This is a genomic window from Streptomyces sp. NPDC048288 (assembly GCF_043201555.1).
Lineage (GTDB): Bacteria > Actinomycetota > Actinomycetes > Streptomycetales > Streptomycetaceae > Streptomyces.
In genome coordinates this window covers 328,134-344,033 of sequence record NZ_JBICZD010000003.1, presented here as the reverse complement: position 1 = coordinate 344,033, position 15,900 = coordinate 328,134, and the positions used below count along the sequence as shown (strand labels likewise).

15 protein-coding genes are annotated in these 15,900 nt (G+C 70.8%); 10 read left to right on the top strand and 5 right to left on the bottom strand.

The genetic code is table 11. From position 1 onward, the window contains the following. The first annotated feature begins 23 nt into the window (after nucleotides 1–23). Nucleotides 24–1,169, top strand: a complete 1,146-nt coding sequence (locus ACGFZS_RS12835) for a hypothetical protein (RefSeq protein ID WP_393795102.1) — start codon at nucleotides 24–26, stop codon at nucleotides 1,167–1,169. A 27-nt stretch (nucleotides 1,170–1,196) separates the two neighbouring features. Here ACGFZS_RS12835 and ACGFZS_RS12830 read toward each other — a convergent pair whose 3' ends face one another. Then, nucleotides 1,197–2,210 (bottom strand): aldo/keto reductase, encoded by a 1,014-nt coding sequence (locus ACGFZS_RS12830; protein WP_393795101.1) that lies wholly within the window; start codon nucleotides 2,208–2,210, stop codon nucleotides 1,197–1,199. A 98-nt stretch (nucleotides 2,211–2,308) separates the two neighbouring features. Here ACGFZS_RS12830 and ACGFZS_RS12825 point away from each other — a divergent pair, with 98 nt between their 5' ends. After that, a complete protein-coding gene (locus tag ACGFZS_RS12825) occupies nucleotides 2,309–3,199 on the top strand; it encodes an AraC family transcriptional regulator N-terminal domain-containing protein (protein WP_393795100.1) in 891 nt (296 codons plus the stop codon). A gap of 32 nt (nucleotides 3,200–3,231) precedes the next feature. Here the strand turns inward: ACGFZS_RS12825 and ACGFZS_RS12820 are convergent, their stop codons facing one another. After that, nucleotides 3,232–4,221 (bottom strand): NAD(P)-dependent alcohol dehydrogenase, encoded by a 990-nt coding sequence (locus ACGFZS_RS12820; protein WP_393795463.1) that lies wholly within the window; start codon nucleotides 4,219–4,221, stop codon nucleotides 3,232–3,234. 121 nt (nucleotides 4,222–4,342) lie between these two features. Further along, on the bottom strand, nucleotides 4,343–5,044 hold the full coding sequence (locus tag ACGFZS_RS12815) for a TetR/AcrR family transcriptional regulator C-terminal domain-containing protein (protein WP_393795099.1): 702 nt from the start codon (nucleotides 5,042–5,044) through the stop codon (nucleotides 4,343–4,345). Nucleotides 5,045–5,168: 124 nt separating this feature from the next. Here ACGFZS_RS12815 and ACGFZS_RS12810 point away from each other — a divergent pair, with 124 nt between their 5' ends. Beyond that, a complete protein-coding gene (locus tag ACGFZS_RS12810; protein ID WP_393795098.1) occupies nucleotides 5,169–5,675 on the top strand; it encodes a carboxymuconolactone decarboxylase family protein in 507 nt (168 codons plus the stop codon). Between the two features lie 43 nt (nucleotides 5,676–5,718). Here ACGFZS_RS12810 and ACGFZS_RS12805 read toward each other — a convergent pair whose 3' ends face one another. After that, a complete protein-coding gene (locus tag ACGFZS_RS12805; RefSeq protein WP_393795097.1) occupies nucleotides 5,719–6,072 on the bottom strand; it encodes a VOC family protein in 354 nt (117 codons plus the stop codon). A 109-nt stretch (nucleotides 6,073–6,181) separates the two neighbouring features. Then, nucleotides 6,182–6,841, bottom strand: coding sequence for a class I SAM-dependent DNA methyltransferase (locus ACGFZS_RS12800; RefSeq protein ID WP_393795096.1), 660 nt, complete (start codon nucleotides 6,839–6,841; stop codon nucleotides 6,182–6,184). 260 nt (nucleotides 6,842–7,101) lie between these two features. Here ACGFZS_RS12800 and ACGFZS_RS12795 point away from each other — a divergent pair, with 260 nt between their 5' ends. From ACGFZS_RS12795 to ACGFZS_RS12765, 7 genes are all read left to right on the top strand, one after another. Beyond that, on the top strand, nucleotides 7,102–8,319 hold the full coding sequence (locus tag ACGFZS_RS12795; RefSeq protein WP_393547176.1) for a M20 family metallopeptidase: 1,218 nt from the start codon (nucleotides 7,102–7,104) through the stop codon (nucleotides 8,317–8,319). A 337-nt stretch (nucleotides 8,320–8,656) separates the two neighbouring features. Then, on the top strand, nucleotides 8,657–9,688 hold the full coding sequence (locus ACGFZS_RS12790; protein ID WP_393795095.1) for a BMP family protein: 1,032 nt from the start codon (nucleotides 8,657–8,659) through the stop codon (nucleotides 9,686–9,688). Between the two features lie 244 nt (nucleotides 9,689–9,932). Beyond that, nucleotides 9,933–10,979: a BMP family protein gene (locus ACGFZS_RS12785; protein WP_393795094.1), complete on the top strand. Its 1,047-nt coding sequence runs from the start codon at nucleotides 9,933–9,935 to the stop codon at nucleotides 10,977–10,979. 374 nt (nucleotides 10,980–11,353) lie between these two features. Further along, nucleotides 11,354–13,051 (top strand): ABC transporter ATP-binding protein, encoded by a 1,698-nt coding sequence (locus ACGFZS_RS12780; protein WP_393795462.1) that lies wholly within the window; start codon nucleotides 11,354–11,356, stop codon nucleotides 13,049–13,051. Next, entirely contained in the window at nucleotides 13,051–14,172 is a 1,122-nt protein-coding gene (locus ACGFZS_RS12775; RefSeq protein ID WP_393795093.1) for an ABC transporter permease, read from the top strand. The genes ACGFZS_RS12780 and ACGFZS_RS12775 overlap by 1 nt, the downstream gene beginning before the upstream one ends. Further along, complete coding sequence (locus ACGFZS_RS12770) at nucleotides 14,172–15,434, top strand: ABC transporter permease (protein ID WP_365694848.1); 1,263 nt, start codon at nucleotides 14,172–14,174, stop codon at nucleotides 15,432–15,434. Before ACGFZS_RS12775 ends, ACGFZS_RS12770 begins: the two co-directional genes overlap by 1 nt. Then, nucleotides 15,431–15,835 carry a cytidine deaminase gene (locus ACGFZS_RS12765; RefSeq protein WP_355715629.1) on the top strand — a complete coding sequence of 135 codons (405 nt, stop codon included), beginning with the start codon at nucleotides 15,431–15,433 and terminating at the stop codon, nucleotides 15,833–15,835. Before ACGFZS_RS12770 ends, ACGFZS_RS12765 begins: the two co-directional genes overlap by 4 nt. Nucleotides 15,836–15,900 lie beyond the last annotated feature (65 nt).

Here is a 15,900-nt window from a genome sequence, read left to right as displayed (position 1 = left end):
GACGACGGGACGGTCGTACGTCGATGAGCCCCCGCGCCGGGAACCCCGGCCCCCACACCCTCGCGTTCGTCGAGAGTCCGGTGCAGCTGCTGAACGTGCTGGAGTGGGCGCATGTCCACGCCCTGCGCGGGGCGGCGGAGCCGGTGCCGACGGTGCCTGCCCAGGCCCGTCGCGCATCGGCCGCCATATCGGCGGCGGCACCCGGCGCGGAACTCACGATCGTCGTCCTGGCCCCGACGGACCCGATGACCCGGGGCCAGCTGCGCCGCATGGCGGACCTGGCCCGTGACGAGGGCTACCGGGTCCGCTGGGAGGAAGCACGGGGCGGCACCACCGCCCCCTTCCAGACGATCGGCGGCCTGGCGGGCTCCCTCCGCCGGGCCGACCGGATCGTCATGGGAGACCCGTTCTCCCGCTATGTACAACTGCTCCTGACCATCACCCGCGCCCGCGACCTGGTCGTGGTCGACGACGGCACGGCCACGATGGAGTTCGTCGCCCAACTGGCGCGCGGCGAACGCCTGGTGCGCTGGCACCGCAAGGGCGGCAGACCCGGCGCCCGGGACCTGCTGTTCGCCCCGGTGTCCTCCTCGGCCCGCCGCCGCCTCACCCCCAGCGACCGCCGCCGGGTGGAGGTCTTCTCCTCCATGCCGATGACGGAGACGCCGGCCGGGGTGACGGTCACCGCGAACGACTTCGGCTGGACCCGGGCCCGCTTCGGCCCGCCGCGCATCACCAAGGGCGCCGACCTGGTCGGCACCTCCCTGGTGGAGACCGGCGTCGTGGACGGCGACCGCTACCTGGAGGCCGTCCAGACCCTGGCGAAGGCGCACGGCGCGACCCGCTACTTCGCGCACCGCCGCGAGAGCACCGAGAAGCTGCACCGGCTCGCGGCCGAGACCGGCCTGGAGATAGTCCGCCCGGACCTTCCCCTGGAGCTGATCGCCCGCAGGGGCCCCATCGGCCGGACCATCCTGAGCTTCCCGTCGACGGTCGTGCACACCCTGCCGCTCGCCCTGGTCGGCACGGGCGTCCGCGTCGCCGTCTGCGACATCGACCCGGCCTGGCTGACGGAGAACGCGTCCCCCCGGGCGCAGGGATTCCTCTCCGGCGTCACCGGCACGGCGAAGGACGTGCACCGACTGGCGGCGGTGACCAGCCCGGCGTAGGGCACCGGGGGCGCCGGCCCCTCCGGATCACTGCCAGGTGGGCATGACCCCCGCCGGGTAGCGGGAGCCGGCCGCCCCGTGCGGGAGGATCTCCTGGACGCGCGCCAGATCCCCGGGCGTGAGGGCGACGTGCGCCGCGGCCACGTTCTCGGCCAGCCGCCGCGGGCTCCGCGTGCCCGGGATCGGCACGATGTCGTCGCCCTGCGCGAGCAGCCAGGCCAGCGCGAGCTGGGTGACCGTGCAGCCCTTGCCCTCGGCGAGGGCGGTCAGCTCGCGCACCGCGGCGACGTTCCGCTCGTAGTTGCCGGGCTTCCAGCGCTCGTCCATGGTGTGCCGCATGTCGCCCGCCTCGTACTCGGCGGCGGGCTTGACCGCTCCGGTGAGGAAGCCGCGCCCCAGCGGGGAGTACGGCACGAAGCCGATGCCCAGCTCCCGGAGCACCGGCAGGATCTCGGCCTCCACGGCCCGCTCGAACACCGAGTACTCGGTCTGGAGCACCGACACCGGGTGCACGGCGTGCGCCCGGCGGATCGTCTCCGGCCCGGCCTCGCTCAGCCCGAGGAACCGGACCTTGCCTTCGGCGATCAGCTCGCCGACCGTCCCCGCGACCTCCTCGATGGGGACGTCGGGGTCCACGCGGTGCTGGTAGAGCACGTCGATCCGGTCCGTGCCCAGGTACCGCAGGCTGTTCTCGGTGACCTCGCGGATGTGCTCGGGACGGCTGTCCAGGGAGTGCCCGATCCGCGTCGGGTCGGACAGGTCGAAACCGAACTTCGTCGCGATCAGGATCTCGTCCCGGAAGCCCTTCACGGCCCGCCCGAGGAGCTGCTCGTTGCTGCCGGTGCCCAGGCCGTACAGCTCGGCCGTGTCGAAGAGGGTGACCCCGAGCCCATGGGCCCGGTGGAGGGTGTCGAGGCTGCCCCGCTCGTCCGGGGTGCCGTAGGCCATCGTCATGCCCATGGTGCCGAGACCGATCGCGCCGGCCGTGAGGCCCTGGGTGCCGAGGGTGCGCCGCGGGAGGTGTGTGGTGTGCTCTGCCATGCCGTCAACGCTAGGCACGCGGACCCCGGCGGTCATGGGCCGCCGCTCGCATAGAATTGCCTGATCCTCTCAGGGACCCTTCAGGGACGGAGCGCACCGTGCTGGACCGACTCGTCGCGGCCGTCGACCGGCACTGCGTGACACCGGGCACGGACACCGCCGTACCCCGGCTCTCCCTGGCCTCCGTCGACGAGCCGGTCGAGCCCGCCCATCTGCTGTACGAACCGATGATCTGCTTCGTCGCCGCCGGCACGAAACGCACCACCGCGGGCGAGCTGATCCGGGTGGCCCGCCCCGGCGAGATGCTCCTCACCAGCATCGACCTGCCGGTCACCGCCGACCTGGAGCAGGTGCCGTACCGGTCCGCGTCCCTGCGCCTCGACGGCGAGCCGCTCACCGAACTGCTGCTGGAGCTGGCCGACACGCCCCCGACGGCCACCCCGTCGGCCGCCCCCGCGCAGGCCGCCGCCCCGATGTCCCCCGAGCTCGCCGACGCGGTCACCCGCTGGGTCGAACTCCTCGACACCCCCGAGGACATCGGCCCGCTCGCCGCCCGCGTCGAGAGCGAGATCCTCTACCGGCTGCTGCGCAGCTCCCTCGGCTCCGTCCTGCGCCAGTGGTCGTTGGCCGACTCCACCGCGACCCGGGTGCGCGAGGCGGCCCGCTGGATCCGCGCCCGCTACACGGAGCCGCTCAGCATCGACGAGATCGCGGCGGTGGCGCACATGAGCCCGGCCGGCCTGCACCGGCACTTCAAGGCGGCCACCGGCATGAGCCCGCTCCGCTACCAGAAGCACCTGCGCCTCCAGGAGGCCCGCCGCCGCCTCGTCGCCGGTGACGCCTCGGCGGCCCAGATCGCCCAGGCCGTCGGCTACGTCAGCCCCACCCAGTTCAACCGCGAGTACCGCACCGCCTACGGCCTCCCACCCGCCCAGGACGCCGCCCGCCTGCGGGCCCACATCACCCGCACGGTGACCAGCGGGCTGTGACCGCGACTTCCCCGTAGTCCGGCTCGCCCGGATCAGGCGACGGTGATCACGGTCTTGCCGCGGGCGTGGCCCTGCTCGACGTGGCGGACGCCCGCGGCCGTGTCGGCCAGCGGGTACGTCCGGTCGACGACCGGGGTGAGCCGGCCGGCCTCGACCAGTGTGGTCACGTCGAGCAGCTCCTGGTGGACCGGCCCGTCCGGGACCGACGGGAGGAGCGGCCGCAGCCGCTGCCGGACGAACGGGTCGGTGGCGACGACCCGCAGCAGCGAGCCCAGCACGCCGAGGACATGGCCGGGCGAACCGCCGCCGTTGGCCACCAGCGTCCCGGCCGGCGTGAGCGCCCGGCGCAGGTGCCGCAGCGGTCGGCCGCCCACGTTGTCGAGGATCACGTCGTAGCGCTCGCCCCGGCCGGTGAAGTCCGCACGGGTGTAGTCGACGACGTGCGCGGCGCCGAGCGAGCGCACCAGCTCGACGTTCCCGGTGCCGCACACCCCGGTGACCTCCGCCCCCGAGGCCACGGCGATCTGCACGGCGAAGGTGCCGATGCCGCCCCCGGCCCCGTTCACCAGCACCCGCTGACCCGCCGTCAGCCCGCCCACGGTCCGCAGGCCGCGCAGGGCGGTCACCGCCGCCATCGGTACGGCCGCGGCCTCCTCGAAGGTGAGCCCGGCGGGCTTCGGCACCAGCAGGTCGGCGGCGGTGCACGCGTACTCGGCGAAGGCGCCGGGACAGAAGCCCAGCACCTCGTCGCCGGCCCGCAGCCCGCCGACACCGGCACCGACCGCCACCACCTCCCCGGCCGCGTCGATCCCGGCCACCCGCGACTTCGGCCGCCGCAGCCCCACACCGCCCATCAGCCGCGCCACGTACGGATCCCCGCGCAGCATGTGCCAGTCGTACGGATTGACGGCCGCGGCCCGCACCCGCACCACCACCTGCCCGTCCCCGGCCTCCGGCCGCTCGACCTCCGCCATCCGCAGCACGTCCGGCGGCCCGAACCGCTCCTGCACGATCGCCTTCATGGTCATCAGAAACCCCCTGGCGCGCGGTGTACGGCGTACACCCCCTTGAAGGCAAGGTAGGTGTACGCCGTACACCCGTCAAGGGGCCGGGGTCGAGGTTCGACAAGCGATCAGGAAGCGATCAGGAAGCGTTCAGCAGCCGCTCAAGGCCGTCCAGCGTCAGGTCCAGGGCGAACTCGAACTCGAACTGGTCGTCGCAGCCGGACCCGACGACGGACTCCGGGTCGTGCGCGACCGCCATCGCCAGCTCGGCGAGGTGGGGGAAGCGCGCCGCCATCTCCTCGGGCGCGAGCGCGTCCCCGTCCGCCGGACGGCCGGGCCTGTCCTCGAACAGCTCCTGGGAGAAACCCAGCAGCCGGCTGCCCATCACATGCAGGGCGTGATGGACCAGGTCGACCGGGAACCCCCCGGCCCGGAAGACCCCGATCATCGAGTCGAGGTACTCCAGGAGGGCCGGGGTCGGGGCGGCGCGCGTCTTCATCCGCGCCTCGATGACCTCGGGCGCCCACGGGTGGCGCAGCAGCATCCGCCGGGCCGACAGCACCCGGCGCCGTACGGCCGCCTTCCAGCCGATCCCCTCGACCGGCGGGTCGATCTCGCCGACCAGGACGTCGATCATGCCGTCCAGCAGCTCGTTCTTGTTGGCCACGTGCTTGTACAGCGCCATGGGTACGACACCGAGCGCCTGCGCGATCCTGCGCATGCTGAGCGCGTCGACCCCGCCCTCGTCGGCGAGGGCGACGGCCGCGCTCAGTACCCGGGTCCGGTTCAGGGGCACCCGAGCCCGGGCGACGGCACCGGCCTGCGTCGCGATCTCGACCAACCCCTCTCGCCAGCCGCTGCCTGCCCGACGAATCTACAGGCGTCGTCGAACACGCCGGTCACATTCGCCCGCCGAGATCCGTCAGCGCAGTGACAGCGACACGGGAACGACAAAGGAGACGACGATGGCAACGCGTTCGATCACGGCAGAGGTCCCGACCGGTCCGCGGATGTCCGAGGACCCCGCCCAGCTCGTCCCCGAACTGGCGGAGGTGTCGGCGGCGCTCTTCAGGGCCGCCGGCAACGGTTCCGTACCGCGCCCCACGATCGGCCTGGTCCAGCTGAGGGCCGGCCAGATCGTCGGCAGCACCTACCTGACCGTCCTGCACACGGGTTTCCTCCGCAAGGCCGGGGAACCGGAGGAGCGGATCACCTCCGTCGCCTCCTGGCAGGACTCGCCGTACTTCACGGCCCCGGAGCGCGCCGCCCTGGCCCTCGTGGAAGCGGTGCTGCGGCCCTCGGCGCACGGCGAGCGCGTCTCCGACGACCTGTACGCCCAGGCCGCCGAGCACTACGAACCGAAGGCCCTCGCGACCCTCATGTTCGTCATCGGCCAGGTCAACTTCTTCATCCCGATCGCCCTGATCGCGAAGCCGGCCCCGGGCCGCTCCTTCAACGCACCGTGGAACTGAACCGGCCCGGCACCCGGTAGGAACCCCGGGCGGGACGACACGCTCAGGCGGGCTGCCACAGTTCGACGCGGTTGCCCTCCGGGTCGGTGACCCAGCCGAAGCGGCCGACGCCGTCCATCTCCTGGGTCTCCTCGGCCACGTCCGCGCCCTGGGCGCGCAGCTGCGCGAGCATCGCGTCCAGGTCGCGGACCCGGAAGTTGAGCATGGTCCGCTGGGTGCGGGCGCCGAAGTAGTCGGTCCCCGACTCGAACGTCGCGAACACCGTGGGCCCGGTCTCCTGCTGCCACACCCCGTGCCCGTCGACGTCCATGCCGAGACAGTCGCGGTACCAGGCACCCAGCGCCGCCGGGTCGCCGGCCCTCATGAAGTAGCCACCGATTCCAAGCACACGTTCCATGCGGCCATCCTGCCAGGGCGGCGACGAGGCGGTCCGCTTCGGCGAGCCGTTCCAGTGGCGAGGGGAGCCCTTTCAGAGCGTCCCCCTCCGTCCGGCGCCGCCGCCCCCTTCAGCCCGGCTTGCGGGCCAGGACGAAGGCGCGGGGCCACTTCTCGGACTCGACCGGTTCGCGGATGAGGGTGGCGGCCACGTCCAGGCCGGCCTTGGCGAGCATGTCGCCGACGGCGTACGCGGGGCGCCAGTGGTAGTGGAGGTCGATCTCGTGGCCGAAGCGCTCGGTGAGGTGGAGGCCGGAGGCCTCGCCCTTCTGGAAGGCGAGGAGGACATGGCCGCCGGGGACCAGCGCGCGGTGGAAACCGGCGAAGGTCGCCGGGAGGTGGGCGTCGGGGATGTGGATGATGGAGTAGAGGGCGAGGATGCCGCCGAGGGTCTCGTCCGGGAGGTCCAGGGACGTCATCGAACCGCGGTGGAAGCGCAGGCCGGGGTGGGCCTCGCGGGCCAGGGCGACCATCGCGGGGGAGAGGTCGATACCGAAGGCCGGGACGCCCAGGTCGTCGTTGAGGTGGGCGGTGATGTGGCCGGGGCCGCTGCCCAGGTCGGCCACGGGGGCGGTGCCGTTCGCCTTCACCAGCGCGGTGAAGGCGGCGATCATCGACATGTCCACCGGGCGCTCGGGGAGGCCGGGGAAGGCGGCGGAGTAGTCCTTGGCGATCATGTCGTAGGACGTACGGGTGGTCTCTATGAAATCGGTGGTGTCCGAGTCCGTCACGGTCGCGCACGCTACCGGGCGGACGGGGGCCGTGTGGCGAAGTCGCCGTTCCGTTCCGGTCCCGTTTCGGTGGGTGGACAGGACGGGCGGGATCGTAGCGGGGCGTGGTATCCGTGGAAGAGGAAGCACAGGTTTTACCCAGTCACGTCCGGGGTCATGCCTCCGCGGTCAGATTTTCTTCCCCTAACGGGCTGAACTTTTGTTGATCTCGGGTCAGTTGACCCTCCGGGCGTCCTACCCTTCAGAGGGTGAACCAATTGATGTCCCTAGAGTCCGAGGCCGACCTCCCCGGGGATGTGCTCCCCGGCGTGCTCAGCGAGGAGCTGCACGCCGAACTCGTAGCCTTCCGGCGCGACTTGCACATGCACCCCGAGCTCGGCAACCAGGAGTTCCGCACGACGGCCGCGATCAAGGAACGGCTGGAGCAGGCCGGCCTCCGGCCCCGCGTCCTCTCCCTGGGAACCGGGCTCATCTGTGACATCGGGCCGGTGGGGGACGGGCTGCCCGTGCTCGCCCTGCGGGCCGACATCGACGCCCTGCCCATCCCGGACATGAAGACCGAGTGCGCCTACCGGTCCACCGTCCCGGACCGGGCCCACGCCTGCGGGCACGACGTGCACACCGCGGTGGTGCTGGGCGCCGGCCTCGTCCTCGCCGACCTGCACCGCCGGGGCCTGCTGCCGCGGCCCGTGCGGCTGCTCTTCCAGCCCGCCGAGGAGGTGCTGCCCGGCGGTGCCGCCGACGCCATCGAGGCCGGGGTGCTGGACGGGGTGGGGCGGATCATCGCCGTGCACTGCGACCCCCGGGTGGACGTGGGGCGGATCGGGCTGCGGACCGGCGCCATCACCAGCGCCTGCGACCGGATCGAGGTGGCGCTGGACGGCCCCGGCGGCCACACCGCCCGGCCGCATCTGACCACCGACCTGGTCACCGCCGCCGCCCGGGTCGCGGTCGACGTGCCCGCGGTCATCGGGCGGCGCGTGGACAGCCGTAGCGGACTCGCCCTGACCTGGGGACGGATCGAGTCCGGGCACGCCCCGAACGTGATCCCGCAGCACGCCGAGCTGTCCGGGACCGTGCGCTGCCTGGACCTGGAGGCCTGGCGGCAGGCGCCGGACGTGGTGCACGCCGCGATCGACGAGGTCGCCACCCTGCACCGGGCCAAGTCGGAGATCACCTACGTGCGCGGGGTGCCGCCGGTCGTCAACGACCCGGTGATCACCGAACTGCTGCGGGACGCGATGATCGCCCGGCGCGGGAGCGACTCCATCGAGAGCACCGAGCAGAGCCTCGGCGGGGAGGACTTCTCCTGGTACCTGGAGCACGTGCCGGGCGCGCTGGCGCGGCTCGGGGTGCGCACCCCGGGGGAGCGGACGGTACGGGACCTGCACCAGGGCGACTTCGACGCCGACGAGCGGGCCATCACCGTGGGCGTGGAGCTGTTCACGGCCGCCGCCCTGATCGACGCGACCAGGTAGTCGTATCGACGGTCGTCGGATCAGACGGCGGGAGAAACGGTCAGCTTGCCCACGGTTCTCCGCAGGGGGCGAAGGTGTGTCCGGTCGGCACCCTTTCGCCCCCTTGTGTCACCCCGCCGTAACCGGCGATCTCCGGTTGTAACCCGGAGTCGGCACGGTTCGATAACGGCCCGGAGAAACCCCGTTCCCCTCCGCTTCTACGCGCGTTACTGTGCGCCGAAATCGCCACCGCGGGTGGCCGGTTGGGGAAGCGGGCCGGTGACGGTGCCGTGGGGACGAAGGGGTGCTTGCTGTGCGTCATATCTCGGGTCGGAGGACACGGTTCTCCCAGGCAGCGGTGACCGTCGCGGTCCTCGCCCTGGCCGCCGCCGGGTGCGGTAAGTCCAGCTCGGACAGTGGTGCCACCAGCACCAACTCGTCCGGAAAGTACAACGGCAAGGGCATAGGCCTCGCCTACGACATCGGCGGCAAGGGCGACCAGTCCTTCAACGACGCCGCCTACGCCGGTTTCGAGAAGGCCGAGAAGGAGTTCGGCATCGGCGGCCGGGACATCGAGCCGCAGGACGGCGAGTCCGACGCCGACAAGGTGCAGCGCCTCGACACGCTCGCCAAGGCCGGCTACAACCCGATCATCGGGGTCGGCTACTCCTACGCGCCCGCCGTCAAGGAGGTCGCCGCGAAGTACCCGAACATCACCTTCGGCATGATCGACGACTCGACGATCAACGCGAAGAACGTCGTCGACATGGTGTTCGCCGCCGAGCAGTCCTCGTACCTGGCCGGTGTCGCGGCCGCGTCCGCCACCAAGAAGGACCACATCGGGTTCATCGGCGGCGTGGACATCCCGCTGATCCACACCTTCGAGGCCGGGTTCGACCAGGGCGCCAAGTCCGTCAACCCGAAGATCAAGATCGAGTCGCAGTACCTCACGCAGACGGCCGCCGAGGGCGGGTTCTCCAGCCCGGACAAGGGCAAGACCGCCGCCCAGGGGCAGATCGACTCCGGCGCCGACGTGATCTACCACGCGGCCGGTCTCTCCGGCCAGGGCGTGATCGAGGCCGCCGCCACCGCCAAGGTGTGGGCGATCGGCGTCGACTCCGACCAGTACGCGCAGGACGCGCTCGCCAAGTACAAGGACTACATCCTCGGCTCGGCCCTGAAGAACGTCGGCGGCGCCGTGTACGACCTGGTGAAGTCGGTCTACGAGGGCAAGCCGGAGAGCGGTGTCGTCAACGGCACCCTCAAGACCGGCGGCGTCGGCTTCGCGGACACCAACCCGAAGTACAAGGCCCTGACCAAGGTCGTCGCGGCCGTCGACAAGGCCAAGCAGGACATCGTCGACGGCAAGGTGACCGTCAACACCAAGTAATGCGACCTGCATATACGGCCGGGTGATCGGTCGCCCCTCGGCTGACGTCCGCGCACGCGCCGTTGCAGTTCATGCGCCCCTTGCCTCCCGCAAGGGGCGCAGCGCTGTCCGTAACCTTGGCCGTGACTGTGGCCACAGCTAGATAACGGACCGGACATTGGGGGTTTTCCGTCTGGTCTACGCGCGTTACGCTGCGGCGGAACCAGCGCCTGGTTTGGGCGCGTGCACGAAGGAGTCAAGTTCCATGCGCCGGGTGTCCCGTATCGCGGTTGCGGGCGTTGCAACCGCAGCCCTCGCTGCCACCGTATCCGCCTGTGGCAGCTCATCCACCTCGTCCTCCAGCAGCAAGGGCAAGGACCTCGGTCTGGCTCTCGCCTACGACGTCGGTGGCAAGGGCGACCAGTCCTTCAACGACGCCGCGACCGCCGGCCTGGACAAGGCCGACCAGGAGTACGGCTACAAGTCCACCGCCGTCGAGCCGCAGGACGGCGAGTCGGACGCCGACAAGGTCCAGCGCCTGGAGACGCTCGCCAAGCAGGGCTACAACCCGGTGATCGGTGTCGGCTACTCCTACGCGCCCGCCGTCAAGGAGGTCGCGGCGAAGTTCCCGAAGGTCACCTTCGGCATCATCGACGACAACACCATCAAGGCCGACAACGTCGCCGACCTCGTCTTCCACGAGGAGCAGGCGTCCTACCTCGCCGGTGTCGCCGCCGCCAAGGCCACCAAGACCAACACCGTGGGCTTCATCGGCGGTGTGGACGTGCCGCTGATCCACAAGTTCGAGGCCGGCTTCGAGCAGGGCGTCGCGGACACCAAGAAGGGCGTCAAGGTCAAGTCGCAGTACCTGACCGAGACCGCCGCCGAGGGTGGCTTCTCCAGCCCGGACAAGGGCAAGACCGCCGCCGACGGCCAGATCGACGCCGGTGCCGACGTCGTCTACGCCGCCGCCGGCCTGTCCGGTCAGGGCGTCATCCAGTCCGCCGCCGAGCACAAGGTGTGGGCGATCGGCGTCGACTCGGACCAGTACAAGCAGGACGCGCTGGCCAAGTACAAGGACTACATCCTCACCTCGGCGATGAAGGACGTCGCCGGCGCGGTCTACAACCTGGCCAAGTCCGTCCACGACGGCAAGCCGGAGACCGGTGAGATCCGCGCCAGCCTGGCCACCGGCGGTGTGAGCCTCGCCGACTCCAACCCGACCTTCAAGAACAACGCCGACATCCAGGCCGCGCTCAAGAAGGCCGAGGCCGGTATCAAGGACGGCTCGATCACGGTCAAGACCTCCTGACCCAGGGGTCATGACCTTGTCGTAGGCATGGTCAAAGGCGCGCCGTAATGGCAGCGTTACGGCCACGGAACGGGGTGCGGGAAGGATGACCTTCCCGCGCCTCTGCCGTAGATCCAGGGATCCGGGGATCCGGTGCCCCGGGAATCCGGTGACCCGGGTGGGGTCCCGGACGCGGGTCCGAGCGTTCGGTCAGGAAGCTCGGGTGCGGGTCCGGGGATCGTCCGGTGATCCCGGTGCGGCGGGGGCAATCCCCCTTCGCGCGGCAGAATGCTCGGAACGGATCGAGAGTCGAAAAAGCTCGGTCAGGTCCGGGCACTATTTAAAGCAGGGGCGCTACGCGCGTAGAGCGGCCCCTTTCCCGAGGAGAGTGCGCCATCGACGCGTCCAGCAGCCCTCCGCTCACCGCAGAGACGACAGCCGCGGTCGAGCTGGCGGGGATCACCAAGCGATTCCCGGGTGTCGTAGCCAACCACGACATCCACCTGAGCGTCCGCAAGGGCACCGTCCATGCCCTGGTCGGTGAGAACGGGGCCGGCAAGTCGACCCTGATGAAGATCCTCTACGGCATGCAGAAGCCGGACGAGGGCACTATCGCGATCGACGGCGAGCAGGTCACCTTCTCGTCCCCCGCCGACGCCATCGCGCGCGGCATCGGCATGGTCCACCAGCACTTCATGCTCGCGGACAACCTGACGGTCCTGGAGAACGTCGCGCTCGGCAGCGAGAAGCTGTACGGCATCGGCGGCAGCGCCCGGAAGAAGATCAAGGAGATCTCCGACCGGTACGGCCTCGGCATCCGCCCCGACGCCCTGGTCGAGGACCTCGGTGTCGCCGACCGGCAGCGCGTGGAGATCCTCAAGGTCCTCTACCGCGGCGCCAAGACCCTGATCCTCGACGAGCCCACCGCCGTCCTGGTCCCGCAGGAGGTCGACGCACTCTTCGACAACCTGCGCGAGCTGAAGTCGGAGGGCCTCTCGGTCATCTTCATCTCCCACAAGCTGGGCGAGGTGCTGTCCGTCGCCGACGACATCACCGTCATCCGGCGCGGTACGACGGTGGGCACCGCGGTGCCCTCGAAGACCACCCCGCGCCAGCTCGCCGAGCTGATGGTCGGCAGCGAGCTGCCCACCCCGGAGACCGCCGAGTCCACCGTCACCGACCGGGCCGTCGTCACGGTGAAGAACCTCACCGTCTACGCCAGCGGCGGCATCGCCTCCCTCGGCGAGGTCGGCGCCCAGCCCGAGACCGCCACGGTCGGCTCGGCCGGCGCCACGGCCCGCGGCGACGTGCTCGACGAGGCCACCACCCCCGGCGCCGCCAAGCGCGTCCTCGACGACGTCTCCTTCACCATCCACGCCGGTGAGGTCATGGGCATCGCCGGTGTCGAGGGCAACGGCCAGACCGAGCTGATCGACGCGCTCATCGGCACCCGCAACGCCGACTCCGGCGCGATCGAGTTCCTCGGCGAGGACATCACCGGCTGGGCCACCCGCAAGCGCCGCGAGTCCGGCGTCGGCTACATCCCCGAGGACCGCCACCGCCAGGGCCTGCTCCTGGAGTCGCCGCTCTGGGAGAACCGCATCCTCGGCCATGTCACCGAGAAGCCCAACGCGAAGGGCTTCTGGCTGGACATCAAGGGCGCCCAGGCCGACACCCGCCGGATCGTCGAGGAGTACGACGTCCGCACCCCCGGCATCGACGTCACCGCCGCCTCCCTCTCCGGCGGCAACCAGCAGAAGCTGATCGTCGGCCGAGAGATGAGCCACAGCCCGAAGTTCCTGATCGCCGCCCACCCCACCCGCGGTGTGGACGTCGGCGCCCAGGCGCAGATCTGGGACCGCATCCGCGAGGCCCGCCGCGAGGGCCTGGCCGTGCTGCTGATCTCCGCCGACCTCGACGAGCTGATCGGCCTGTCGGACACCCTGCGCGTGATCTACGACGGAAAGCTGGTCGCGGACGCCGACCCGGCCACCATCACGCCCGAGGAACTGGGCTCGGCCATGACAGGTGCCGCCAGCGGCCACCTGGAGCATCACGACGCGAACGATGTGTCCGGGGAGGACCAGGACTGATGAAGAAGTTCGACAAGGAGCGCGTGCTCCTCGCGGTGGCCGGACCGGTCATCGCGCTCGTGCTGGCGATCGCGCTGACGTCGATCGTGCTGCTGGCCTCGAACCGCAACCCGTTCGAGCCGTACGTGCTGATGCTCCAGCAGCTGCCGTACTCGGACATCCAGGTCCTGATCATCAACCAGGCGGCGATGTACTACATCGCGGCCATCGCGGTCGCCCTCGGCTTCCGGATGAACCTGTTCAACATCGGCGTCGACGGCCAGTACCGGCTCGCCGCCGTGATGACGGCCGTGGTCGGCGCCAACATTGGACTGCCCGCCTTCCTGCAGATCCCGGTGCTGCTCCTGGTCGCCATGTTCACCGGCGCGTTCTGGGCCGGTATCGCGGGCGTCCTCAAGGTCACCCGAGGGGTCAGCGAGGTCGTCTCCACGATCATGCTGAACGCCATCGCCACCAGCGTCATCGGCTACGTCACCCTCGCGAACGTGTGGGGCGTCCAGGTCGGCAACAACATGACGACCGGCGACATGAAGAAGTCCGGCTGGTTCCCGGGCATCAACCTGGGCTCCGACGTCGGCGAGATCTACGGCATGGTGTTCGTCGCCATCGCCCTCGGCATCGCCTACTGGGTGGTCCTCAACCGCACCCGCTTCGGCTTCGACCTGCGCGCCACCGGCGCCTCCGAGTCCGCCGCGGCCGCCTCCGGCGTCGACGCCAAGCGCATGGTCCTGATCTCCATGCTGATCTCCGGCGCCGTCTCCGGCCTCGCGGGCCTGCCGCTGCTGCTCGGCGACACCCACACCTACAGCCTGAGCTTCCCGGCCGGCCTCGGCTTCACCGCCATCGGCATCGCCCTGCTCGGCCGCAACAACCCCGGCGGCATCGCCTTCGCCGCCCTCCTGTGGGCCTTCCTCGACAAGGCCTCGCCCGCCCTCGACTACGCGACCCCGGTCGCGTACGAGAAGGAGATCGCCACGATCATGCAGGGCCTGATCGTCTTCTCCGTCGTCATCTCCTACGAAGCCGTACGCCAGTGGGGCCTGCGCCGCCAGCAGCGCCAGGTCGGCGCGGAGCTCGCCGCGGCCGCCGCCCAGAACACCAAGAAGGAGGTGGCGGCCTGATGTCCACCGCGACCATCGCCAAGCCGCAGGCGAAGCAGCCCGGCAAGGGCGGCCGCCGAATGTCGCTCCCGGTACTCCTGCTGGTCATCGCGGGCGTCCTGATCCTCACCTCGGCCGTCCGCCTGATCACCGGCGCCGACGGCATCACCTCGACCGGCCAGATGTCCACCGCGCTGCGCCTCGCCGTGCCGATCGGCCTCGCCGGTCTCGGCGGCCTGTGGGCCGAGCGCGCGGGCGTCGTCAACATCGGCCTCGAAGGCATGATGATCCTCGGCACCTGGTTCGGCGCCTGGGCCGGCTACCAGTGGGGACCCTGGGTCGGCGTGGTCTTCGGCATCCTCGGCGGCGCGCTCGGCGCCCTGCTGCACGCCGTCGCCACCGTCACCTTCAACGTCAACCACATCGTCTCCGGTGTGGCCCTGAACATCCTCGCCCTGGGCACCACCCGCTACCTGTCGAAGTTCACCTTCGAGAACGCGGAGGGCGGCTCCTCCAAGCAGTCCCCGCCGATCGACTCGATCGGCACGTTCAGCGTGCCAGGACTGTCCGACTGGCTGAACACGCTCAACGAGAAGCACTGGTTCCTGATCTCCGACATCGCCGGCCTGGTCGGCGGGCTGCTGACCGACCTGTCCCCGCTGACGGTCGTCGCGGTCGCCCTCGTACCGATCACCTGGTGGGTCCTGTGGCGCACGGCCTTCGGCCTCCGCCTGCGCTCCTGCGGTGAGAACCCGGTCGCCGCCGAGTCCCTCGGCGTGAACGTCTACAAGTACAAGTACATCGCGGTGATCATCAGCGGTGGCTTCGCGGGCCTCGGCGGCGCCTTCCTCTCCATCGTCGCCTCCAACGTGTACCTCGACGGCCAGACGGCCGGCCGCGGTTACATCGGCCTCGCCGCGATGATCTTCGGCAACTGGATGCCGGGCGGCCTGGCCCTCGGCGCCGGCCTGTTCGGCTACACCGACAGCCTCAACCTGCGCGGCGGCACGGTGAACGTCCACGCGCTGATCCTGCTGATCGCGATCCTGCTGGTGTTCGGCGCCGCCTACCTGGCCTGGAAGAAGAAGTACATCCCGGCGGCGATCACCATCGTGATCTCGGTCCTGATGTTCATCTGGTACGCCTCCACCAACGAGGTCCCGCGCCAGCTCGTGACCGCGACCCCGTACCTCGTGACCCTGCTGGTGCTCTCGCTGTCCGCGCAGTCCCTGCGGATGCCGAAGGCGGACGGTCTGCCCTACCGGAAGGGACAGGGCAAGTGACGACCGCGGCCGCGGACTTCGACTGGGAGCCCCTGCGGGCCGAGGCACGGGAGGCCATGTCGCACGCCTACGCCCCGTACTCCGGCTTCCCCGTCGGGGTCGCGGCCCTGGTCGACGACGGCCGCACGGTCACCGGCTGCAACGTGGAGAACGCGTCCTACGGCCTGGGCCTGTGCGCCGAGTGCGGCCTTGTCTCCCAGCTCCAGCGCACGGGCGGCGGCCGCCTCACCCACTTCACCTGCGTGGACGGCACGGGCGGGCTCCTCGTCCCGTGCGGCCGCTGCCGCCAGCTGCTCTACGAGTTCGGCGGCCCGGACCTCCTCCTGGACACCCCGGAGGGCGTCCTGCCCCTCTCCGAGATGCTGCCCCAGGCCTTCGGCCCGGCCCATCTCACCAAGTAATCCCGTACGGCCCCTCCCCGCCCGTCCGCGCGGAGGGGCCGTGCGCTTCGCACATCTTCGAAGGG

Bases quoted from the DNA above. Each gene is read 5' to 3' on its own strand.
- ACGFZS_RS12835 (WP_393795102.1), top strand. From the start codon at position 24: ATGAGCCCCCGCGCCGGGAACCCCGGCCCCCACACCCTCGCGTTCGTC.
- ACGFZS_RS12830 (WP_393795101.1), bottom strand. From the start codon at position 2,210: ATGGCAGAGCACACCACACACCTCCCGCGGCGCACCCTCGGCACCCAG.
- ACGFZS_RS12820 (WP_393795463.1), bottom strand. From the start codon at position 4,221: ATGAAGGCGATCGTGCAGGAGCGGTTCGGGCCGCCGGACGTGCTGCGG.
- ACGFZS_RS12810 (WP_393795098.1), top strand. From the start codon at position 5,169: ATGGCAACGCGTTCGATCACGGCAGAGGTCCCGACCGGTCCGCGGATG.
- ACGFZS_RS12805 (WP_393795097.1), bottom strand. From the start codon at position 6,072: ATGGAACGTGTGCTTGGAATCGGTGGCTACTTCATGAGGGCCGGCGAC.
- ACGFZS_RS12795 (WP_393547176.1), top strand. From the start codon at position 7,102: ATGTCCCTAGAGTCCGAGGCCGACCTCCCCGGGGATGTGCTCCCCGGC.
- ACGFZS_RS12785 (WP_393795094.1), top strand. From the start codon at position 9,933: ATGCGCCGGGTGTCCCGTATCGCGGTTGCGGGCGTTGCAACCGCAGCC.
- ACGFZS_RS12775 (WP_393795093.1), top strand. From the start codon at position 13,051: ATGAAGAAGTTCGACAAGGAGCGCGTGCTCCTCGCGGTGGCCGGACCG.
- ACGFZS_RS12770 (WP_365694848.1), top strand. From the start codon at position 14,172: ATGTCCACCGCGACCATCGCCAAGCCGCAGGCGAAGCAGCCCGGCAAG.